The organism is Methylobacterium sp. J-077 (genome assembly GCF_022829365.1).
In the GTDB taxonomy this organism is placed as follows: Bacteria; Pseudomonadota; Alphaproteobacteria; order Rhizobiales; family Beijerinckiaceae; genus Methylobacterium.
On the sequence record NZ_JAKSYJ010000026.1, the window covers coordinates 1 to 20244 of the forward strand.

General features: G+C 69.8%; 19 protein-coding genes, 1 tRNA gene and 1 pseudogene. 10 read left to right on the forward strand and 11 right to left on the reverse strand.

What is annotated here, in order from left to right; all coding sequences use genetic code 11:
- A pseudogene (locus MKL11_RS00990) lies at positions 1-772 on the reverse strand (IS5 family transposase); the annotation flags it as partial.
- A gap of 354 nt (positions 773-1126) precedes the next feature.
- Between MKL11_RS00990 and MKL11_RS00995 the strand changes: the two are divergent.
- From MKL11_RS00995 to MKL11_RS01015, 5 genes are all read left to right on the forward strand, one after another.
- Positions 1127-2458 carry an amidohydrolase family protein gene (locus MKL11_RS00995; RefSeq protein WP_279600168.1) on the forward strand — a complete coding sequence of 444 codons (1332 nt, stop codon included), beginning with the start codon at positions 1127-1129 and terminating at the stop codon, positions 2456-2458.
- Positions 2459-2645: 187 nt separating this feature from the next.
- A complete protein-coding gene (locus tag MKL11_RS01000; RefSeq protein ID WP_243939444.1) occupies positions 2646-3671 on the forward strand; it encodes a 4-hydroxythreonine-4-phosphate dehydrogenase PdxA in 1026 nt (341 codons plus the stop codon).
- Positions 3672-3757: 86 nt separating this feature from the next.
- Positions 3758-5047, forward strand: a complete 1290-nt coding sequence (locus MKL11_RS01005) for an MFS transporter (protein ID WP_243939446.1) — start codon at positions 3758-3760, stop codon at positions 5045-5047.
- A gap of 59 nt (positions 5048-5106) precedes the next feature.
- A complete protein-coding gene (locus MKL11_RS01010) occupies positions 5107-6015 on the forward strand; it encodes an NAD(P)-dependent oxidoreductase (protein WP_243939454.1) in 909 nt (302 codons plus the stop codon).
- Positions 6016-6174: 159 nt separating this feature from the next.
- Positions 6175-8277, forward strand: coding sequence for a methyl-accepting chemotaxis protein (locus MKL11_RS01015; protein WP_243939455.1), 2103 nt, complete (start codon positions 6175-6177; stop codon positions 8275-8277).
- Positions 8278-8526: 249 nt separating this feature from the next.
- On the opposite strand, the gene MKL11_RS01020 is transcribed toward MKL11_RS01015, so the two are convergent.
- The gene (locus MKL11_RS01020; RefSeq protein ID WP_243939456.1) at positions 8527-9237 is read right to left on the reverse strand and encodes a Crp/Fnr family transcriptional regulator; all 711 of its coding nucleotides are present in this window, start codon (positions 9235-9237) and stop codon (positions 8527-8529) included.
- 258 nt (positions 9238-9495) lie between these two features.
- On the opposite strand from MKL11_RS01020, the gene MKL11_RS01025 reads away from it, so the two are divergent.
- Complete coding sequence (locus tag MKL11_RS01025; protein ID WP_243939457.1) at positions 9496-9759, forward strand: hypothetical protein; 264 nt, start codon at positions 9496-9498, stop codon at positions 9757-9759.
- 12 nt (positions 9760-9771) lie between these two features.
- The gene (locus MKL11_RS01030; RefSeq protein ID WP_243939458.1) at positions 9772-9972 is read left to right on the forward strand and encodes a hypothetical protein; all 201 of its coding nucleotides are present in this window, start codon (positions 9772-9774) and stop codon (positions 9970-9972) included.
- 91 nt (positions 9973-10063) lie between these two features.
- Here MKL11_RS01030 and MKL11_RS01035 read toward each other — a convergent pair whose 3' ends face one another.
- Entirely contained in the window at positions 10064-10288 is a 225-nt protein-coding gene (locus tag MKL11_RS01035) for a hypothetical protein (RefSeq protein WP_243939459.1), read from the reverse strand.
- A 407-nt stretch (positions 10289-10695) separates the two neighbouring features.
- Between MKL11_RS01035 and MKL11_RS01040 the strand changes: the two genes are divergently transcribed.
- Positions 10696-10932: a hypothetical protein gene (locus MKL11_RS01040; RefSeq protein ID WP_243939460.1), complete on the forward strand. Its 237-nt coding sequence runs from the start codon at positions 10696-10698 to the stop codon at positions 10930-10932.
- A 191-nt stretch (positions 10933-11123) separates the two neighbouring features.
- Here the strand turns inward: MKL11_RS01040 and MKL11_RS01045 are convergent, their stop codons facing one another.
- Positions 11124-11471 (reverse strand): energy transducer TonB, encoded by a 348-nt coding sequence (locus tag MKL11_RS01045; RefSeq protein ID WP_243939461.1) that lies wholly within the window; start codon positions 11469-11471, stop codon positions 11124-11126.
- Positions 11472-11874: 403 nt separating this feature from the next.
- On the opposite strand from MKL11_RS01045, the gene MKL11_RS01050 reads away from it, so the two are divergent.
- Positions 11875-12120 (forward strand): hypothetical protein, encoded by a 246-nt coding sequence (locus MKL11_RS01050; protein WP_243939462.1) that lies wholly within the window; start codon positions 11875-11877, stop codon positions 12118-12120.
- A gap of 115 nt (positions 12121-12235) precedes the next feature.
- On the opposite strand, the gene MKL11_RS01055 is transcribed toward MKL11_RS01050, so the two are convergent.
- The 7 genes from MKL11_RS01055 to MKL11_RS01085 all read right to left on the reverse strand — a co-directional run bounded on the left by MKL11_RS01055 (position 12236) and on the right by MKL11_RS01085 (position 19056).
- Positions 12236-12517: a hypothetical protein gene (locus tag MKL11_RS01055; protein ID WP_243939463.1), complete on the reverse strand. Its 282-nt coding sequence runs from the start codon at positions 12515-12517 to the stop codon at positions 12236-12238.
- A gap of 158 nt (positions 12518-12675) precedes the next feature.
- A tRNA-Thr gene (locus tag MKL11_RS01060) sits at positions 12676-12750 on the reverse strand.
- An 85-nt stretch (positions 12751-12835) separates the two neighbouring features.
- Complete coding sequence (locus tag MKL11_RS01065; protein ID WP_243939471.1) at positions 12836-13291, reverse strand: NUDIX hydrolase; 456 nt, start codon at positions 13289-13291, stop codon at positions 12836-12838.
- Positions 13292-13541: 250 nt separating this feature from the next.
- Positions 13542-15038 (reverse strand): heme biosynthesis protein HemY, encoded by a 1497-nt coding sequence (locus MKL11_RS01070; protein WP_243939464.1) that lies wholly within the window; start codon positions 15036-15038, stop codon positions 13542-13544.
- 123 nt (positions 15039-15161) lie between these two features.
- Positions 15162-17495 carry a translation initiation factor 2 gene (locus MKL11_RS01075; protein ID WP_243939465.1) on the reverse strand — a complete coding sequence of 778 codons (2334 nt, stop codon included), beginning with the start codon at positions 17493-17495 and terminating at the stop codon, positions 15162-15164.
- Complete coding sequence (locus MKL11_RS01080) at positions 17458-18177, reverse strand: uroporphyrinogen-III synthase (RefSeq protein ID WP_243939466.1); 720 nt, start codon at positions 18175-18177, stop codon at positions 17458-17460. The genes MKL11_RS01075 and MKL11_RS01080 overlap by 38 nt, the downstream gene beginning before the upstream one ends.
- Positions 18178-18180: 3 nt before the next feature.
- Positions 18181-19056, reverse strand: coding sequence for an aldose 1-epimerase family protein (locus tag MKL11_RS01085; RefSeq protein WP_243939467.1), 876 nt, complete (start codon positions 19054-19056; stop codon positions 18181-18183).
- A 264-nt stretch (positions 19057-19320) separates the two neighbouring features.
- Between MKL11_RS01085 and MKL11_RS01090 the strand changes: the two genes are divergently transcribed.
- Positions 19321-20019: an HAD family hydrolase gene (locus MKL11_RS01090; RefSeq protein ID WP_243939469.1), complete on the forward strand. Its 699-nt coding sequence runs from the start codon at positions 19321-19323 to the stop codon at positions 20017-20019.
- Positions 20020-20244 lie beyond the last annotated feature (225 nt).

The following is a 20244-nucleotide window of genomic DNA, read 5'->3' on the forward strand; positions in this document are numbered from 1 at the left end:
GGGGCAGACGAAAGCGATCAGGAGAAAACAAGCGAGCGTGCTGGCATAACGCTCATAGTTTTTGGCCAGACCCCGACAGCGCGTCGCCCAGGCGAAGGAGCGCTCCACCACCCAGCGCCGCGGCAGCAGGACAAATCCACGCTTGGCCTCGGGCGCCTTGACCAGCTCCAGGGCGATGCCGTGTGCCTGGGCCGCGTCCGCCGCCCGCTCACCGGTGTAGCCCTGGTCGACGAAGCCGGTCTCGACGCTCCCGTCCGTCTCCGCCTGCACGGCGCCGGTCAGGCGATCGACCTCGCCGCGATCGTCGGCATCGGCCGGGGTGACGTGCAGCGCCACCACGTGGCCGGGCGTATCCACCGCCAGATGCACCTTCGAACCCCGCTTGCGCTCAGCCCCGTCATAGCCCACCCGCTCGCCGCTCTCGGGCGAAGAGCGCAGCATCCGGCTGTCGAGAGCCACGGCCGACGGTTCCGGCTCGCGATCTCCCGCCATCCGCAGCACCGCCCGCAGATCGCTGGTCACATCGGTGAAGCATTCCGCGTAAAAGCCAGCGCTGCGTCTGCTGATACACCGCCGCCCACGTCGGCAGGTCGTGCGGCATGAACCGCCACGGGGCGCCCGTCTTCACGATGAAGCGCAAGCCGTTGAACACCTCCCGCAGTTCGTGGTCGCGGTGCCCCGAACTCTCCCGCAGAAGCGCCAGATACGGCGCCACCAACGCCCATTCCTCATCGGACATGTCGGACGGACAGGCGGCGTGATCCACGCGCATCTCGCCCAAACACCATCAACCCCAATCGGTTCATAACACGCTCCAGGTGTGCCGTGTTCAAGGCGTGCCATTATTGGCGGCAGAAATCCGGGGCGGTGAACTCTCTCCGGTCAGACGCTATCAGTAAGGATGCCTTTATCAAATTTATCTTCAAATATTATTTTGCGCCTCGTTTAAAAAGGAACTTTATTTGACAAATCGCGCAAACATGTCTTAAGATTATCATACTGGACAGCGATCATGATCACTGTGCTGGCAAAAAATCATAACGAATCTTCATCATTCCCTATAAAATGGTTTTTATTTTAGAGGCATGCGTCGATGAATCGGACGATCATTCATTCCGCTTTGGCTATGTTTCTTTCAATACTATGTAGTAGAGATATTTGTGCAAAAGAACTTGTCTTTACCGGCGCCCGCCTGATCGATGGAACGGCCGCTCAACCGATCGAGGATGGCGTCCTGGTCATCAAGGGCGATCGAATTGTCGCGGCGGGCCCGCGCACGGCGGTCGCGGTGCCGCCGGGTGCCGAAATCCACGACCAGCGCGGCCGTACGATCCTGCCGGGTCTGATCTCCGATCATTCTCATGTCGGCATCGTCAAAGGCCTCACGGTCGGGCCCGAGAACTATACCCGCGAGAACATCCTCGGCCAGCTCAAAGCCTATGCGGCCCGGGGCGTCACGACGGTCATGGCGCTCGGGCTGAACGGCGGCCTGCTCCCGCAGCTCCGCGCCGAGGCGCATGCCGGCAAGATCCCGGGCGCCGATCTGTTCGGCGTCGACCGGGGCATCGGCGTGACGGGCGGCCAACCCCCGGATGCGGTGATCCACATGGGGTCCGATCAGATCCTTCGCCCCGCCACCGCCGAGGAAGGCCGCGATGCCGTCCGCACCATGAAGGCGCGCGGCACCGACATCGTCAAACTCTGGCTCGACGATGTGGGCGGCACGTTGCCGGGCAAGCTACAGCCCGCAGTCTATACAGCCGTGATCGACGAGGCGCACAAGCTTGGCCTGCGCGTCGCCGCGCATGTGCACGACCTCGAGGACGCCCGCGCGGTGGTCCAGGCCGGCGCCGACGTCCTGGCGCATGGCGTCCGCGACAAGCCGGTCGATCCGGATTTCATCGCGCTGCTGAAGGCCCACAACACCTGGTACGTCGCGACGCTGGCCCTCGACGACGCGACCTTCGTCTACGCCGAAGGTCCGGCCTGGGCGAAGACTCCCTTCGTCCGCACGGCACTCTCGCCCGAGCTCAAGGCCCGCTTCGATGATCCGGCCTGGCAGAGCGAGACGCGCACCAGCGCCAAGGCGCAGGCGGCGCGCGACTCCCTGGCGATGAATCTCGCGAATCTGAAGACGGTCTCCGAGGCCGGCATCCGGATCGGCTTCGGGACCGACAGCGGGGCGACCCCGGAGCGCGTGCCGGGCGTGGCCGAACATCGCGAACTCGCGCTCATGGTTCAGGCGGGTTTCACCCCGATGCAGGCGCTCAACACGGCGACGGCACGGGCCGCCGACCTGCTCGGCCTCGCCGATCGCGGTCGCCTGGAAGCCGGCCGCCGCGCCGACTTCGTCATCCTGGCGGCGGATCCGTCGGAGGACATCGCCAACACCACACGGATCGTCGAGGTCTGGCGGTCGGGCCGCCCGCAGGAGGTCGTCGGCGCGACGTCGCCCTGACCATCCGCTACTCGGGGCCGGCCTCCGCGACGACGCGCCGGCCTCGACCAAGCTGCGAGCCAATCAAGTCCGGTCTTCGGGATCGCCATACGGCCATCAGCGGCCGGGGTGGACGCCTGGCTCCGCGATAGAATCTCCTGCTCTAAGCTGATGATCCCGTTGTCTCTTCGTCAGATGAGGAAGCACCATGACCGCCATGACGTCCGGCAGGACCCTGCCCGTGCTCGCGCTCGCCGTCGGTGATCCGGCGGGGATCGGGCCGGAACTCGCGGCCAGGGCTGCGGTCGATCCGGATATCCTGGCTGCAGCCCGGCTCCTGATCGTCGGCGATGCCCGTGTGCTGGCGCAGGGCGCCGCCGTGGCCGGCCTCGACCTCGACGTCGAGGTCCGGCCCGAGCCGGTCCCCCCGGCGCCGGATGGGCGCCCGGTGCTCTTCGACCTCGGCCACCTCGATCCCGCCACGATCACGCCGGGTCAGGTCCAGCGGGCCGGCGGCGCCTTCGCGCTGCGCAACTTCCGCGTCGCGATCGAGCTCGCCGCTTCGGGACGGGCCGATGCCGTCTGCTTCACGCCGTTCAACAAGGCGGCGATGCGGTTGGAGCATCCGTCCTACGACGACGAGATCGGTTTTACCGCCGAGGTCCTGGGTCGCGAGGACATCGTCGCCAAGGAATTCAATATCCTCGACGGGCTCTGGAACGCCCGGATCACGTCTCATGTCCCGCTGTCGGCCGTGGCGTCCCTCGTCACGTACGAGGCCGTGCTCGAGGGTCTCCGGCTCACCGACCGTTCGCTGAGAGACAGCGGCTTCGCGTCCCCGCGGATCGCGGTCGCAGGCCTCAACCCGCATGCCGGGGACGGTGGCAATTTCGGCCACGAGGACGACCAGATCATCGCCCCGGCCGTGCTCGCGGGACAGCGCGACGGCATCGACGCGCAGGGCCCGTTCCCGCCCGATACGGTGTTCGTGCGGGCGACCAAAGGGGCCTTCGACGCCGTCCTGACCATGTATCACGACCAGGGTCAGATCGCCATGAAGCTGATCGGCTTCGACCGCGGCGTGACCCTCCTCGGCGGCTTTCCGTTCCCGATCTGCACCCCCGCCCACGGATCCGCCTACGACATCGCGGGGCGGGGCATCGCGAATTTCGGAGCCACCAAGGCGGCGGTGCTGCTCGCGGCCAAGATGGCGGCCGGGCGGATCGCCGCCTGACCCGGCGTCTTCCAGCTCCAAGGCGGCACGCCGGACGACGACCGGGCGCGGCCAGACATGACGACGGTATCACGCGGGGGCGATCGATGTTCGGTTACCGGGTTGGCGGCGCGCCGCTCAAAGTGCTGCTCTTGCTGTCGGTGATGTCGTTCCTGCTCTATGTCGACCGGGTCAACCTGTCGACGGCGGCCTCGTCGATCCAATCGGAACTGGGCCTCACCCACACCCAGCTCGGCCTCGCGTTCTCGGCCTTCGCGTATTCCTACGCGATCTTTCAGATCGTCGGCGGCTGGATCTCGGACCGGCTCGGCTCACGCATCACCTTGCTGGTCTGCGGCGCGATCTGGGTCGTGGCGACGGTCAGCACCGGCTTCGTCGGAGGGTTCAGCGCCCTGCTGGGCATCCGATTCCTGCTCGGGCTCGGCGAGGGCGCGGCCTTGCCGGCGGCCGGGCGGGCGCTGACCAACTGGACGCCGAAGAGCAAGCGCGGCCTGGCCCAGGGCATCACCCATTCCTGCTCGCGCCTGGGGAACGCCGTCACGCCGCCCCTCGTCGCTGCGCTGATCCTCGCCCTGTCGTGGCGCAGCTCGTTCGTGATCCTCGGCTTCGCCACGGCGGTCTGGGTCGTCGCCTGGTGGCTCTACTTCCGGGATGATCCCCGCACCCACCGCGGCGTCGTCCCCAGCGACCTGGCGGATGTCCCGCCCTACGCACTCAGCAACGGCACGGCCGATCGCGTGCCCTGGATGGCCCTCGTGCGCCGTATGACCCCGACCATGATCGTCTATTTTTGTTACGGCTGGACCGGGTGGCTGTTCTTCACGTGGCTGCCGCTGTTCTTCAAGCACGGCTACAGCCTCAATATCAAAGACTCGGCGATCCTCTCCTCCGGGGTCTTCTTCGCCGGCGTCGCGGGCGACACGATCGGCGGCATCATCAGCGACCGGGTCTACCAGCGCACCGGCAGCCTCGCGGCCGCGCGCGCGCGGGTCATCCTGGTGAGCCTGCTGGGCGCCGCCGCCTTCCTGGTCCCGGTCCTGTTCACCAAGGATCTCACCTGGATCGCCGTGTTCCTGAGCTGCGCGTTCTTCATGATCGAATTGACCATCGGCCCGATCTGGGCGGTGCCCATGGATGTGGCGCCGCGCTACGCCGGCACCGCGAGCGGGCTGATGAACGCCGGCTCGGCGGTCGCCGGCATCATCTCGCCGATCCTGTTCGGCCTGATCATCGACGCGACCCAGAACTGGACGCTCCCGTTCGTGGGCTCGATCGGCCTCCTGCTGGTGGGGGCGGCGGCGACCTTCTGGATCAAGCCGCACGTACAGGTCGCAAGCGCCGCGCAGCCGGCTCCGCTGACCGTGCCGGCGGCGTGAGGCGAGACCGCCTCCCGATCCGGTTCCTCGACCTCGACCCTTCGATCATGGACCATCCCATGCAGGCTGTTCGACGCATCGCCTTCCTCGGCACCGGGCTCATGGGCGCGCCGATGGCCCGCAACCTGTTGCGCGCCGGACTGGCCGTCACCGCCTGGAACCGGTCCCGCGACAAGGCCGAGGCACTCCGACCGGACGGCGCCGTGATCGCCGCGACGGCCGCCGACGCGGTTCGGGGGGCGGACCTGATCATCCTGATGCTGGAGAACGGCCCGATCGTCGACCAGGTCCTGTTCGGCTCGGGAGCCGCCGAGGCGATGCCGGCCGGCGCGGTCGTGGTCGACATGAGCTCGATCAAGCCGGCCGAGGCCCAGGATCATGCCCTGCGCCTGGCGGCGCGCGGCGTCGGCCACCTCGATGCCCCGGTTTCCGGCGGGACCGTGGGCGCGGAGGCCGCGTCGCTCGCCATCATGGCCGGCGGCGAGCCGGATGCCTTCGCCCGCGCGGAACCTGTGCTTGCGGGTCTGGGCCGCCCCGTCCATGTCGGGCCGCACGGCGCCGGGCAACTCGCCAAGCTCGCCAACCAGATCATCGTCGGGGTGACGATCGGAGCCGTGGCCGAGGCGCTGCTGCTGGCGGAGCGCGGGGGGGCCGATCCGGCCAAGGTGCGCGAGGCGTTGCGCGGCGGCTTTGCGGAGAGCCGCGTCCTCGATCTGCATGCCGGACGCATGATCGACCGCGACTTCACGACCCGCGGCCGGTCGGTCACGCATCTGAAGGATCTCGACAACGCCCTGGATGCCGCCCGGCGCCTCGCCGTCGGCCAGACGCCCTACACCGCGGTGACCGCCGACCTGTTCCGCGGCCTCCTCGCCCATGCGGGCGACCTCGACCATTCCGGCCTCCTGGTCGAGCTGGAACGGCGCAATCCGGGCGGGGACGGCGGCAGCGCGCCGCCAGCGGGTTGAACCGTGGCGAGGCCGGCGCACGTCCCACCGGCCGCGTACCGGAACCTGCCGTCGAGCATGGCCCCGGGATGGCGGCCGCAGACCGGGGCCGCCTCCCTGCAGGATCTGCCCGTTGCCGTCGGGCACGATGCACATCGATGCTGAAGGACCGACGATCCAATGCCCCGACTCCCGAAGCTGTCGATCGGCGTGATGCTGTCGGCGATCCTGTTCGCGATGATCGCGATGCTCCTCGGCTCAGGCGCGGCGACCTTGATCCGCGTTCACGAGCAGGCGAGCGGGAGCGGCCGAGTCGTCGTGCTCACCGAGGCCAGCCGGTCGGTTCTCGGAGCTTTGCTGGCGACGCGCCGGGAGCGATCGACCGTCCTCACAGCCTTCGTGGCCGACGCGCGCATCACTGAGGCGGACGGCGCGACGCTCCAGTCCCTAGGCCGGCGCGTCACCGGTTCCGCCGAGGCGGTTCTGAAATGGCTTGAGGCCGCGGCGGTGCCGGACGTGCGGGCGACCGCCGCGCCGCTCCGACGCGCGAGCGAGGCTGTCGTCGCGCTGCGTCCGGAGATCAGCGGGGCGCTCACCCTGCCGAAACCCCAACGCGCCGCCGCTACCTTGAACGCCGCTGAGACCAAGTACCAGGCTCTGCTGGGCGCCTTAGCGGCCGCGAACGAGGCGGTCGATGCCGCCATCCCGCGGCAGGACACCGCCCTGGCCAGCGATCTGGACACCAAGCGCAGCACATGGAAGGCCCGCACCGCGATCGGGGTCGTCGCGACGCGGATCCAGACCTCGTTGGCCGGTGGCACCGGCTGGACGCCGGCCGAGGCGATCACCGCGGCCGAGGAGCGAGGGCGCCTCGCGGCAGCCTGGACCGACGTCGCGGAGGCGGCTGCCGGCGGGGTACCGGACCGTGTCCGCGCCGCCTTCCGCAAGGCCAACGCCTTGAATTTCGAAGGCGAGGCCGCCACGCGGCGCAAAACCCTGACCGAGGCGCTGGGTCAGGGCAGGCCGCCCGACATCACGTTCCAGACCGCCCGGGCGCGGGACATCGAGGAACAGAACACGATCGTCGACTTGGCCGACGCCGCCCTCGACGCCCTGGTCGAGCGAGCTCAGACGCTCGCCGCCGAGGCTCGGTTCACGCTCGTGCAAACGGCCCTGTTCATGGCAGCATCCCTGTCGCTTGCAGGAGCCGGCATAGTCATCGTCTTCCGCCGGGTGCTGCGACCGATCCAGGCGATGATCCAATCCATGCGGGCGCTCGCGGCGGGCGACGCCACCGTATCGATCCCGGCCCAGCACCGCCAAGACGAGATCGGCGCCATGGCGGGCGCCGTGCAGGTGTTCAAGGACAACCTGATCCGCACCCGGATCCTGGAGGACGAGGCCATGGAGGCCCGGCGCTCCGCCGAGGCGCAGCGCCGGGCGGTCACGCACCAGATGGCCGCGACCTTCGAGCAGGCGGTCGCCGGCATCGTGGCGCAGGTCGCGGCCTCGGCCGGCGAATTGCAGGGCACCGCACGCCGAATGACCGCCACCGCCCAGGAGACTGCCAACCGATCCACGACGGTCGCGGCCGCCGCCGAGCAGGCCGCCGCCAACGTCGATACGGTCGCAGCCGCGACCGAAGAGCTGGGGACCTCCGTGCAGGAGATCGCCCGGCAAGTGCGCGGTTCGTCCGATCTCGCGCAGAAGGCGGCGGACGAAGCCGATCAGACCGGGGCGCTGGTGCAGGACCTGAGCGCGGCGACCGCCAGGATCAATGCGGTGGTGCAACTGATCGCTTCGATCGCATCCCAGACCAACCTGCTGGCACTGAACGCCACGATCGAGGCGGCGCGGGCCGGCGCGGCCGGACGCGGCTTCGCGGTAGTGGCCGCCGAAGTGAAGGCGCTGGCTGAGCAGACAGCGCAAGCGACCGAGGAGATCGGCCAGCAGATCGGCCGGATCCAGGGCGCGACCGGCTTGGCCGTGGGCGCGGTCGGCACGATCACGGACCGGATCCGCCAGATCAACGGGGTCGCCGCGACCATCGCGGCGGCGGTGGAGGAACAGGGGTCGGCGACGCTGGAGATCGTCCGCAACGTCGCGCAGGCGAGCGTGGGCGCGCAGGAGGTGACGGGCAACATCGTCAGGGTCGCGCAGGCCTCGGAGCAAACCGAGGCGGCGGCCGATCACGTCCTCGCCGCCGCCACTGATCTGTCGCGCCAGTCGGAGCGGCTCTCGGCCGAGGTCGGCCAGTTCCTCCTCACGATCCGGGCAGGCTGAGAGCCTTTTCGAGGTCCCCGAGCGGGCACGTCGATCGCGACCCTGGTGGCGGTCGAGGGCGGGGGCCGGGCGATCGAGAAGGCGTTCGAGACCGCAAAGACCGAATTCGGGCTGGGGCGCGCGGTCAAGGACTCGGCCGATCCAGGAGGCGGCCTAAATTTTGTGCCGGCCGCATTGGGGGCCGGCCTGCGGATCAGGGCCGGACGCAGGGTCTCGACGGCAAGCGGCAGGGCACGGTGCGGACTCTGATCAGGCTTCCGCCAGTAGCCGCTCGTACTCGGCCTCGGCCGGCCCGTAGGTATCGCCGGCCAAATCCTTGAGCTTGTCGCGGTCGAGCACGGTGATGCGTCCCTCGCTCGATCGGACCATGCCGGCGCCGGTCAGAACATACAGGGCGGCGGTCACGCCGGTGCGGCGCACGCCCAGCATCATCGCCATGAACTCCTGGGTGAGCGGCATCTCTTCGGAGTTCAGTCGGTCGTGGGTCATCAGGATCCAGCGGGCGAGCCGCGCCTCGACGTTCAACTCGGCGCTGGCGTAGACCGTATAGCCCATCTGGATCATCAGGCTCAGGACGTAGCGGCCCAGAACGCCCCGCAAGCCCGAGGCCGCTTGCAGCGCTTCGCGCAAGGCAGCCGCCGGGATGCGCAAAGCCTCACCGCCGCCCTGCACGATCCCCAGGAAGGGACCGTGATCGGTCCCGAGCGCGAGCGACACGCCGGCCAGCCCCTCCTGGCCGACGAGGCCGATCTCGATCCGACCGCCCTCGGTCGCGGCGACGAGCGAGATCAGGCCGGTCTCGACGAAATAGGCGTGCGACAGCGGCTCATGGGCGCGAATCAGGGTGTCGTGGAGGTGGAGCGGCAGGCGCTCCAGAGCCGGGGCGAGGCGATCGAAGTCCATCGGCGCCAGAGCCGCGAGAAGGCGGTTGCGCATGTCGGATTGGCGAAGCTGAAGCACGGCGCTGCTCCCAAACAGGGCAAGAGCACGTGGTCTCTCAGTCGTTCGCGCCCCAAAATTTCGGCGAACAATCGCGAAGATATAGTACTATTCGGCCCAATAAGATAGGCGACAATCCTGGGTACGATTTCGGACACAGCAAATAATTACCTATCTAAATCTGATATAAGCTCATCGTGCGGCCTTTTTGTATGGATCCGCCGAATTTTATTCAATCGATACGGGGCGAGTGCATCGCAGATAGGCTGGAACGAACCGATGCTCACTGCTCGCCCGGCCGACATGGCGGCCTACGCGACCCTTCCCAAAAACCTCACCCCCGACTTCAACTTTCCGCTGCGGGAACGCCTGGTTCCGAAGCAGAGCGAGGTTCTGGTCCCGGGCGCCGCGCCGGACACGGCCCACCTGCTGCTGGTCGGCCATACCTGCCGCTACCGCATGCTGCAGGATTGCCGTCGCCAGATCACCGCCATTCCGGTCCCGGGCGACATCTGCGACCTGGAAGCGCTCCTGGTGGGGTGATCGAGCTATGCCGTGAGTACGCTCACCCGCCGCACGCTCGGCGAGATCCCACTCTCGCGCTTCGCGGCGCCTCTCGATCCGGTCCTGGCGGCGGCCCTGCAACGGTGTCCGCGCCGCGACAAGGCCATCGCCCGCGAGTGGATCGTCAGTCTCGGCTGCCGGGACGGGATCGAGCGCGTTGCAATCGGGAACGGCGCCAAATCCTTGCGTTGATGTCCTGGCGTTGACGCGCGCGCCGCAGCCCCGGCATCCCGGAGCGGGATCGTAGGATCCGGGATGCACGGTCGAGACCCACCGGCCCGCATCAGCGGGTCGGCAGCGCGGTCGCGGTGACGACGCGGGTCGCGGTCGGGGCCGCCGGGACGAGACGCGGCGTGGTCGCCAGTTCGGTCGCGGGACGGGCGGCCGAAGTCCCGCGGGCCTGCTCGCGGTAGAGCGGCGGCGTCAGGGTGATGGCCTCGTCCGCCAGAGCGGAACCGATCATCGGCATGGAGGCCAGGGCGGCGATTAGGAAGGTGCGCAGGGTCATGGTGGGGATACCTCTCGTTGTCCGGGTTCGAAGCCCGGTGTCGAGGCGATATCTACGTTGCACCGCATCATGATTCAAACAGATGTCATCGATAACAGAAATCGATTTTATCAATGTTCAGACGGGTTCGGGCCTGTCCCGGCGAGACCGGTCCGTCCTTGGCTGCTCGATACGGCGCATCTTCGGCCGGGACACCGGATGCGGGCGGCCGACCGTCATGGGCTTCGGTCTCGGCCTTCATGCGGCCGTGACCGGACCCGAGATCCGGAGTGCGGGCAAACTCCGCCCCCCCCGATCGCGCCGCTAAAAATATACGCTCAGCCGAGACACTAAATTTAAGTTCCTAATTACAGCCCATTGTATAGATTGGCGCGTACATCCTGCTATTGCTCTGAACAGGGTCCAGCTTGTTCCTTATCGCGGCCCTCTTGTTCGCGGCCGGAATCCTGGAAGGCTGGCTCTACCGGGCTCCGGCCATCGTGGCGAGTTCGGTGCTGATCGTCCTGACATGCCTGCCGCTCTGGGCGCTGACGTCCATGCTCGACGCCGCGAAGGTCCTGATACTGCTCGCCTATCTGGCGGCGCACCAGTCCGGCTACCTCATGGGTGCCTGTATCGGAGCCGGCATCCACGACGATCGATGAACCCGGCGACCAGGTCCAGGCAAGGCGGCCGGGATAGACGTCGATCACGACCCACATCCCGATCGATACGATCCGTCACGATACGACGACCGGCAGCGTCGGCTTCCTCGCGTCCGTGCGGCGCAGTCTCGATTGCGTTCGGCGAAGGCTGCGCGCCGTCCCACCCGGCCCAGCTCGCCGAGTGCGGAAGCTCAGCGGCCGAACTGAACCGGAACGCTGAGGTCGGCCACTCCAGTCTCGGCCAAAAGCTCGGCCGGGGGTGCCTTGAACGGGCTCGCCCTCTGCACCGCCCGCAGCGCCCGCCGGTCGAGGCCGCGCGAGCCCGAGCCGCGCTCGATCTCGGCCTGACGCACCGACCCGTCGGCGGTGATCTCGACGCGCACCACCACCGTGCCGGCCGCCCCCCTGGCGTTGGTGTGCCGATCGGTGCGATCGACCGCATCGATCCGCGTGACGAGTGCGGACAGCCAGTCACGCACCGCGGGCGAGACGCCGGTCCGCGCCTCCGCCGGCCAGGGCATCAGCAGGAGGCCGAGCACGACGGTTCCGTGAGTCAACAAGCGTGACGACATGCTGGAACAACGACCCTGTGGCTGGATGATAGCCCGGCTATCCTCAGGGCGAAGGGTTTACCGGTCGTGACCCCGGGGCCCGGTTCCGGCCATCGGTGCGCGGGCCGGCCTTTTTTCGGAGGACTAGGTTGGCAATGGCTCGCTCCGATATCGATCGTCCGGCAGCCGTGTGGAAACCTTGATCCATGATGTGAAACCCGCCTAGCGTGACGCTTATGACGGTCGATCGTGCGGTTTCGACCCAGATTGCCGCTGACATCGGCCCGGACACGGGACGCAGGCGCGGCACCGCTTGATACCGCCGCGCCCTGGTCCCAAAGGCTCCGGCAAGGCATCCAGACATCCCACTTCGATCCAAGAGAGAGCCCACATGACCCGATTGGCGGAGCTGCAGAGCGACCCGGCGTTCCAGCAGGCCGTACTCGCCGTGCGCGGCGCGGCCAGCACGCTGAGCGGCCGGGCCGTCACCGCGGAGGAAGCCAGCTTTCTGGTGGGCATCGCGCTGGCCACCTTCGCCAATGCCGGCGGCCTGAACGAGCCGAGCCTCAGCCGGCTGGGCCGGTTCTCCGACACGCTCGGGCAGAACGAGACCCTCGACAGTCTGACGAAGCACTGAGGGCGCCGCACGACGCAGCGTCGGGTCGGCGTCCGGGTGGCGCCGATCGCGAGCCTGGCGACGGCTTGTGAAATCCGGACCCTTCGAACGGGATGATGCCGGTGGCGCAGATCGGCTACAGAAAGCCGATCCGCCGGGCCAGCATCACGGCGAAAGCCAGGCAGGCCGCGAGGCTGACCATCAGCATCGCGACATTGGTCCAGAACCGGACCGGCCGGCTGGAGCCTTCGATGCCGCTGGCGCGCAGCCTGACCCAGGGCACGTAGAGGAACAGCGCCACCACCGTCAGGACCATGAACGCGAAGGTGGCGATCCGGCCGGACAGCAGCGCGGCCCCGGCCAGGATGACCCAGCCGACGACGATGCCCACCATGGTGAAAAGGGCCGTCGTGTTCACGTCCGCACCATCCCCAAGCGGATGCATCGACGCGCCGTCATCGGCATCGCCGGGAGCCGCCCCTCCGCCGATCCGCGGCGCAAGCTCAACGATCAGCGCAAGGCTTCACGCTATAGCCCGCGGCGATCCTGAACCGAACAGTCAGTAACGAGAAATTCTGGTGCTGCGAGAGAGGATTGAACTCTCGACCTCTTCATTACCAATGAAGTGCTCTACCACTGAGCTACCGCAGCAAGCGCCGTGGCGACCCCGCGTGGGGGCGTGTCCGTCCGGCTGAGGGGGGCAATAACGGATCGGCGACGGCTTGGCAACGGTGGGTTACGTGCCCGTCGCCTTAACCTGCCGGCAGCTTGCACGAATGATCGCCGCGAGGCCGGGTTCGGACACGGCCTCGGCAGCCTCGGCTGGGGTAAACCAGCGCAGCTCGCGCTGATTGACCTCGGGGAAGGTCTTGAGCTGCTTGCGAACCTTGAGCGGGAACACCTTGACCTGGCACAGAACCGCATCGAGGTTCTTCAGGCGCTTCTGGTAGACATAATAGCCGAGCGGGCGCTTGCCGACATCGCCGCGCAGGCCGGCTTCCTCGTAGGCTTCGCGTGCCGCCGCCTCGAACGGCTTGCGGCCCTTCATCGGCCAGCCCTTCGGGATCACCCAGCGCCGGCTCTCTCGGGAGGTCACCAGCAGAATCCGATCCTCACCGTCGCGCCCCTGCTGGAACGGCAGGGCTCCGACCTGCCGGCGCGGCTCGGCTTCGTTATGGACCGCGGCCGTCATGAGTGAACGGACCGGGCCAAAGCCTGGACAGAGCCCCGCCGGATCATCGGCGCGGCAAGGGGGTGGAACGGAGAACAGATGGTCGGATCCTCGGTCGGCGTAAGGCTGCATCAGCAACAAAATACGCAGTATCAGCAACTGCCGTCAACGTAACCGCACGGCCCAAGGAAAAGTTCGACACAAGACTGATATCTCCGCACCTCCTATTTTGTTGCCCGGCTAGAGCCGGATCCGTCGTCCGGTCATTCGGTCACCCGATCCGGCGCACCGCGCTCTCCCCGGAGGCCGGGGCCGCGGCTGCGGCCATCCCGGCGGAGACCGCATCGGCTCCCGGCGCAGTCGGTTTGCTGCGGGCGGGCATGATGGTCGGAAGCGGGGAAGCCGATTTCGGCTCGGCCGGCACGAGAACGGGCTGCGGCGCTTCGGGTTCCTCCGGCTCCACCGCGGGGGTGGAGGCCGCCAGCGTGTTCGGCGGCTCGCGCCACGCGAAGGCGTCGAGGCGTCCCGTGACCGGTGAGACCGGCGCCCAGGTCTCGGAGGCGATGCCGTCGGCGATCCAGACTGGATCGCGCGGCGCCCGGGCCGCCCGGGACAGCCACTCGCGGGCCTGGCCCGACGCCACGCCGTGCTCGGCCTCCTCGATCGCCGCCATCATCAGGCTCGAGCGGACGGTCGGCCGGTCGGCGAGCAACGGCTTCACGGCTTCCCGGGCGCGGCCGTAATCCCGAGCATCGAGCGCCGCCTGCGCCACGGCAAGACGCGCCTCCGGGTCCCAGGAGGACAGTTTCGCCAGGGTCTCGGCCCGGGCCAGGCGGTCGCGGACCGAATCGCCGGTGCGCAGGCCGAGATAGACCGCGGCCAAGTCGGGATGCGGATTGGCCTTCCAGGCCGCCTCGACGACCTTGGCGGCCTTGCGCAGGTCGCCCTTACGGGACAGCAGGCGCCCGGCAATGCAGGCCGCCGGAACCAGATCGGGGGCGAGCTTGACCGCCTGCAGCACCCGCTCGGTGGCGAGTTCGGGCTCCCCGGCCTCGCGCTCGCCGGCGATCGCCGTAAGAAGCACCGCCCGCTGGCGCCTCGCGGTCGCCTTGTCGATCAGGCCGAGCGAGGAGCGCCGCTCGATGGTCTCCAGGGCCGAGGCCCAGTCGCCGTCGGCGGAGTGCGCCTCCAGCATCGCCTCGTTGGCCCAGGTCACGCTCGGGGCGAGGCGGGCCGCCTCCACCGCGTAGGCGCGGGCGGCGGTCTCGTCCTCGCGGCGGCGCGCCTCCACGAACAGGCCGCGCAGGCCGAGCACCCGGGTCTCCGGATCATCGACCATGCGCTGGAAGGCGCTCTCGGCCGCGTCCCGGTCGCCGGAAATCTGTGCCGCCTGGGCCTTGAGCAGGAGGGTCAGCGGCTCGGGTCCGAGCAGCCGCTCGGCATCCCCGGCATAGCGACGGGCGGCCAGCGGATCGCCCGAGCCCACCGCCACCATCCCGCGCGACAGGGCGGAAAAGCCCTTGGCCCGGCGGCGCTCGGCCGAGCCGCGCACCAGCGCCTCGGGCAGGCCGATCACGCCGCGCACGATCGCCCAGAGCAGGCCGAGGACGATCGCGGCCGCGATCACCCCCACCAGGGCGACCGCGAGGCTGGTGCCGATCTGGTAGCCGTTCCAGACGACGGTGACGGTGCCGGGCCGGTCGGCGATCCAGACCGCCCCGAAGGCGGCGAGTGCGAGCAGGGCCAGGAAGGCGAGGGCGCGCCACATGGGGTCAGTGTCTCCTGTCGACGGCCGCCGGGCGGCCGCCGCTGGGTGCGGGAGAGGTCGGGCGCCTGAACGCCCGGCCGGAGGGGATGCAGCCGCGCGACGCGCGGATCGGCGCCGTCACGCCTAGCGGCCGGGCGCCGCCGCCGGCGCGGCCCCGGCGGCCTGGTCGGTCGGCAGGGCCTTGAAGGCGCCGGCGAGCAGCGTCCGCACGGCCTCCTCGGCGGCGGCCCGGGCCGTGAGCCTGGCGGCGAAATCGCCGGCCTGGTCCCGCGCTTCGGCCGGCAGGGCCGCGAAGGCCGCGGACGCCGCCGGCAGGTCGCCGCGGTCGAGGGCCGCCTGGACCTTGGCTTCGGGCTCGTCGGACGCCTCCGACGTCGAGGCGGGCGCATCGACCTTGCGCACCTGCACCAGACCGTCGGCCATGCTCAGGAGCTTGGTGCGGAAATCGCCGGTCTCGGCTGCGCTTTTGGCCCGCAGCGACCGGCGCTTGGCGGCGATCTGCTCGGCGATCGGCCGGAAGTCGTTGGCGAGCTGGGCCGTGGTCGGTGCGCCCTTGTCGGCGAAGGGCGCGAGCGCCGTGGCCTGAGCCTCCGCACCCGGGTCGAGCTTGCGCAGGGTCGCGAGCGGCTCGGCGTAGGGCATGCCGGCCGCCAGCGCGGACGCCACCCGGTCGGCCACCACGACCCGCAGGGCCGCCTGGACGGTGGCGACCTCGGCCCGCTGGGCCAGACCCTTGTCCAGGGCGGCGATCTTGTCGGCCTGCTCCTGCAGGCGGCGATCGACCGCCTTCGTGGCCTCGGCGGCCTGGGCCTGCCCGGCCTCGGCGGCGGTGCGACTCGCCTGCGTCGCCGCCTGGACCGCCTCGGTTGCCGCCTTCACCCTGGTATCGAGGTTCTGCTGCAGCGTATCGACGCGCTGGCCGAGGGCGGCGTCGGCCTCGGCATTGGCCTTGGTCTTCTGCTCGATCTCGCCCTGCAGGGCAGCGATCTTTTTCGATGCCTCGGCCGCCTCACCCTTGTTCGGCTGATCGGCCTCGAGCGCCTTCACCCGCGCGTCGAGATCGGCGATCGGCTTGGGGTCGCCGGCCTGGGCCGCGCCGAGCTTTGCATCGCTCCCCTGATCCCGGCCGGGCTCCTCCTGAAGCGCGGCTACCCGCTGATCGAGGCTGTCGAGGCGCGCCGCGAGATCGGCTGGCAGGGCCGCGGCCGCCGCGGGGGCCTGCCCGTCCGTCGCGACTGCGCCGGGGGCCGGAGCCTTCTCCAGCGCCTGCCGGGCCGCAGCTTCGGCGGCGGCGACCCGCTTGTCGAGGTCGGCGACGGCGTCGCGCGGCGCGAGACCGTCCACGCGCTTGTCGAGGGACGCGACTTGGCCGGAGAGGGACGGGTCGGTGGCGTTCGGGCGCAGAGCCCCGCCGAGACCGGCCCGCTCGGCACCGAACAGCGCCCCCGCCCCGATCAGGCCGCCGATCAGGCCGGCCGCCGCCAGGGAGCCGAACCCGGCCCGGGCCCGTCCGGCCGGCGGGTTCGCCACAGTCAGGGCCGGGGCGCCGGGAACCGGCCCCTTCGGAGGCTCCTTGGCAGCGTCCTTCGGTCCGTCCTTGGGGCTATCCTTAGCGCTATCCCTGGGCGGCTCCTTCCCGGGCGTCGGCGGATCGGGAATGCGCTTGGCCTTCAGGTCGAGGATCGGGCCGGCCGTCAACGCGGCGGCCGCGGCACCGGGTGCGGCGGCACCCGGACGAGGACCGCTCCCCGCCTGCGGCTGGCCGGGCTTCGCCGGATCCGATCTGGCGGCTTCAGGCTTGGCAGATTCAGGCTTGCTCAATTCAGGCTTGCCGGCTTCGGTTTTCACGCCGGCCGCGGTCGAAGCCGCCTTGGCGGCCTCGGAGGTGGATGACGCTGGGGCGCCGGGCTGCGACGGCTCGGCCTTGCCAACACCCGGCCCGCCTGGCGCTCCCGCAACCGGCTTCGAGCCGTCGCCGGCACTCACGGCGGCAGATGGTTTGCCGGCTTCCGGCTTGCCATCGGCTGCGCTGGCTCCGCCCGGCCTGGCGATCACGACCGGATCGGTCGCCGGCTTGGGCGGCGTGCCCGCCTGAACGCCCGGGGCCGGACTCGGCGCCTGATTCGGAGAGACTTGTGCGGGTTTGACGCCGCCGACCGTGGGAGTCGGCGATTTCGCCCCGGGCTTCGCGTCGCCGGACCTCGTATCGCCTGGCTTGGCCTCCGTCCGAGCGGGATCGGGCTGCGGCCCGGGCGTGGACGGCATGCCGCCCGGCTTCGGAATGCCAGTTCCGGGCTTGTCGGCGTCGCTGGGTGGTGGCGTCACGGGCAAGTCCTCCAACTCTTCGGCGTCGCCGCGCCCCCGTAGCACCGCGGCGGCACGGGGCGCGAGGGCGAGATACGGCGGCTCTGGCCCGCTGTCACCGCGCACCGCCACCGGGGGGTGACGCGAGGGCATCGAGCAGGTCCGTTTCCCGCGGTCGTGCCGCGACGACATGGACCGGTATACCGGCGGCTTCCAGGGGGAACGCGACATCAACCGACAGGCAGTAATGCCTCAGGCGGCGGAAAGCTCCGCCGTGTCCCGATCCGTCCGCGAGCGCGAGCGCGACGGCCGCACTGCGGCGGGAATAATGCAGCACGGCATCGAGGTCCCCGGCCGCGAGCGCGTCGCTCACGGAGGCGGGCAGGGTGGGCACGGGCGCCGCCGCGTAGGCCTCGACGACCACGACCGTGAATCCGGCCGCCGTCAGGCTCGCTGCGGGCTCGGCTTTGCGCGTGGTCCCGGCGGCGTGGAGCAGGCAGGCGCCGGCGGGCAGCACTGCGGCGACCAGGGCGGCGAGCCCGGCCGCGTCGCCCGGCCCCTCCCGGACCGGCCCGAGCCCGGCCGCACCGGCGAGCGCGGCGGTCCGGGCACCGACCGTGAAGACCGGCAGCCCGCGCAAGGACGCCGCGTCCCGGAGCGCCGGCACCGCATTGGCGCTGGTGAGCAGCAGCCCGCCGAAGGGGCCGTCTGGCAGCGCCGCGCCGGTCGGCCGCACCGCCAGCACGGGGGCGACGAGGGCCGTATGCCCGCGCGCCGCCAGGGCCGCGCCGGTCCGGGCGCCCCCCGGCTCGGGCCGGGCGACCCAGACGCGCAAGCCCTAGCCTTCCAGGGTCAGGCGGACGCCGTGGCGCGCCTGCGCCCCCGGCGGCAGCAGGCGCTGCGAATCGCGCGCCGCGAGGGGCCCGGAGAAATCCGCCCAGTCGGCATAGCCGGTCCAGCATTCCAGCGACAGGAACGGCGCGGTCGGCTTGGTCCAGACGGCGAGGTGCGGGAAATCCTCCATCTCCATCCGGATCGCCTTTCCGGGCCCGGTGAAGCGCATCCGGCGGCTTTTCGCGTTCCGGAACACGAACGCTTCGGTGAAGATGCTTGGGTCGAGGGGCAGCGTATGGCCCGTGATCGGGATCGGCTGCTCCGCGCGCAGCAGCAGGCCGCCGGGGCCGACCTGGGGCGCGAACGGGCGCTCTTCCTGCTCGAATTCGACCGCGTAGCCGCCATCCTTCGCCCGCGTGCCGCCCGCGAAGGGCCACGGGAAGGCCGGGTGGAACCCGAGCGCGTAGGGCAGGGGCTCGGCGCCGGGATTGACCACGGTCACGTCGAGATCGAGGCCGGCCGGGCGGACCCGGGCGGCGATGTCGAGCCGGAAGGCGAAGGGGTAATGCGCCCGGGTCTCGGGCCCGTCGACCAAACGCAGGGTCACCGCGTCGGTGCTGCGCTCCACCACCGCGAATGGCAGATCCCGGGCGAAGCCGTGCTGCGCCATCGGGTAGCGCGCGGATCCGACCCGCACCTGGCCGCCGGCCGAGGCGCCGACCACCGGGAAGAGCCAGGGGGCGTGCCGGTTCCAATGCGCCGGGTCGCCGCTCCACAGATACTCGGTCCCGCCGACCTTCCAGGAGACCGGTTCGGCCCCGTGGGTGGACAGCGTGGCCGTTGTGCCGTCCGGCGCGGTCAGGTCGATGCGCGTGCTCAAGCGGGCCTCCCGGGCGATCCTCGGACAGCCGAGGTAACGGACGGGGGCCGGGACGCAAGGGGCCAGGGCCCTGGCACGGCGCAGCCGCGCCCCGGCTCGCCGCCCGACGAAGGCGGGATGAGCACCGATCGTCCGGACCCGATCGCGCGAGTCGACGGCACGGGTGGTCGGATGGCACAATGTCCGAGACTGGATGGACAGCGGACGTTGCCGCCCGAGACAGTCCAGCCAGGGCTGCCGGCGGGGCGCCGAATTGGAAGAGCCATGCTGCACCTGCAACCCGTGCCGAAGATCATCACCTTCGATTGCTATGGGACCTTGGTTCAATGGCATGACGCCGTCCGGTCGGCGGCCCGCGCGATCCTCGCCGGACGCCTCCCGAAGACCGATGCGCAGGACCGGTCGGCCGCTCTGGCCGACCGGTTGCGGAGCATCGCCGTGGATCGGCAGCAGCGCTCCCCCTTCCGCGAGTACAAATCCGTCCTGCGATCCGCCCTGGCCGAGGCGCTCGCCGAGGCCGGACATCCGGCCAAGCCCGAGGATGAGGACACCCTGCTGACGATCCTGAGCCGGATCGAGCCGCACCCCGAGGTTCCCTCGGCGCTCGATCGCCTCCGCGCACGCTACCGCCTCGCGGTCATCAGCAACACGGACGACGACCTGATCGCAGGCACCATCGCGGCGATCGGGGTTCCGATCGACTTCGTCGTCACAGCCCAGCAGGCGCGGGCCTACAAACCCGATCACGGGCTCTTCCTGCACGCCTACCGGACCCTGGGCGTGACGAAGGAGGAGACCATCCACGTCGGCATGGGGCAGTTCACCGACCTGAAGGTCTGCCACGAACTCGGCATCCGCTCCGTCTGGATCGACCGGATCGGCGAACCGCCGAATCCCGACTGGCCGCCGCACGCCACGCTCGCCGACCTTTCACGCCTGCCCGACCTCCTGTCGTCCGGCTGAGCGCTCGTTGCGCGAGACCGTTTGTGTCTGCGCAGGATGGAGAGCGGCCTTTGGCTTTTCTCCCGAAAGCAGACGTTCCGCCTACGACCCAACCCAGTCGCTCGGACCGCCGTCGGCGCTTCCCAAAAGCAGCCGTTCGTCAGCCCTCCGACAACTTCGGCTCGGGGTGGTTAGCGGAACTCGGCGTTAGAGCCTCCAGTGGCACTGGTGGACTCATGAGCTACA

What these genes read in the sequence shown, in the direction of transcription:
- MKL11_RS00995 (WP_279600168.1), top strand. Translation starts at nt 1,127, where the DNA reads ATGTTTCTTTCAATACTATGTAGTAGAGATATTTGTGCAAAAGAACTT.
- MKL11_RS01000 (WP_243939444.1), top strand. Translation starts at nt 2,646, where the DNA reads ATGACCGCCATGACGTCCGGCAGGACCCTGCCCGTGCTCGCGCTCGCC.
- MKL11_RS01005 (WP_243939446.1), top strand. Translation starts at nt 3,758, where the DNA reads ATGTTCGGTTACCGGGTTGGCGGCGCGCCGCTCAAAGTGCTGCTCTTG.
- MKL11_RS01010 (WP_243939454.1), top strand. Translation starts at nt 5,107, where the DNA reads ATGCAGGCTGTTCGACGCATCGCCTTCCTCGGCACCGGGCTCATGGGC.
- MKL11_RS01015 (WP_243939455.1), top strand. Translation starts at nt 6,175, where the DNA reads ATGCCCCGACTCCCGAAGCTGTCGATCGGCGTGATGCTGTCGGCGATC.
- MKL11_RS01025 (WP_243939457.1), top strand. Translation starts at nt 9,496, where the DNA reads ATGCTCACTGCTCGCCCGGCCGACATGGCGGCCTACGCGACCCTTCCC.
- MKL11_RS01035 (WP_243939459.1), bottom strand. Translation starts at nt 10,288, where the DNA reads ATGACCCTGCGCACCTTCCTAATCGCCGCCCTGGCCTCCATGCCGATG.
- MKL11_RS01050 (WP_243939462.1), top strand. Translation starts at nt 11,875, where the DNA reads ATGACCCGATTGGCGGAGCTGCAGAGCGACCCGGCGTTCCAGCAGGCC.
- MKL11_RS01065 (WP_243939471.1), bottom strand. Translation starts at nt 13,291, where the DNA reads ATGACGGCCGCGGTCCATAACGAAGCCGAGCCGCGCCGGCAGGTCGGA.
- MKL11_RS01070 (WP_243939464.1), bottom strand. Translation starts at nt 15,038, where the DNA reads ATGTGGCGCGCCCTCGCCTTCCTGGCCCTGCTCGCACTCGCCGCCTTC.
- MKL11_RS01075 (WP_243939465.1), bottom strand. Translation starts at nt 17,495, where the DNA reads ATGCCCTCGCGTCACCCCCCGGTGGCGGTGCGCGGTGACAGCGGGCCA.
- MKL11_RS01090 (WP_243939469.1), top strand. Translation starts at nt 19,321, where the DNA reads ATGCTGCACCTGCAACCCGTGCCGAAGATCATCACCTTCGATTGCTAT.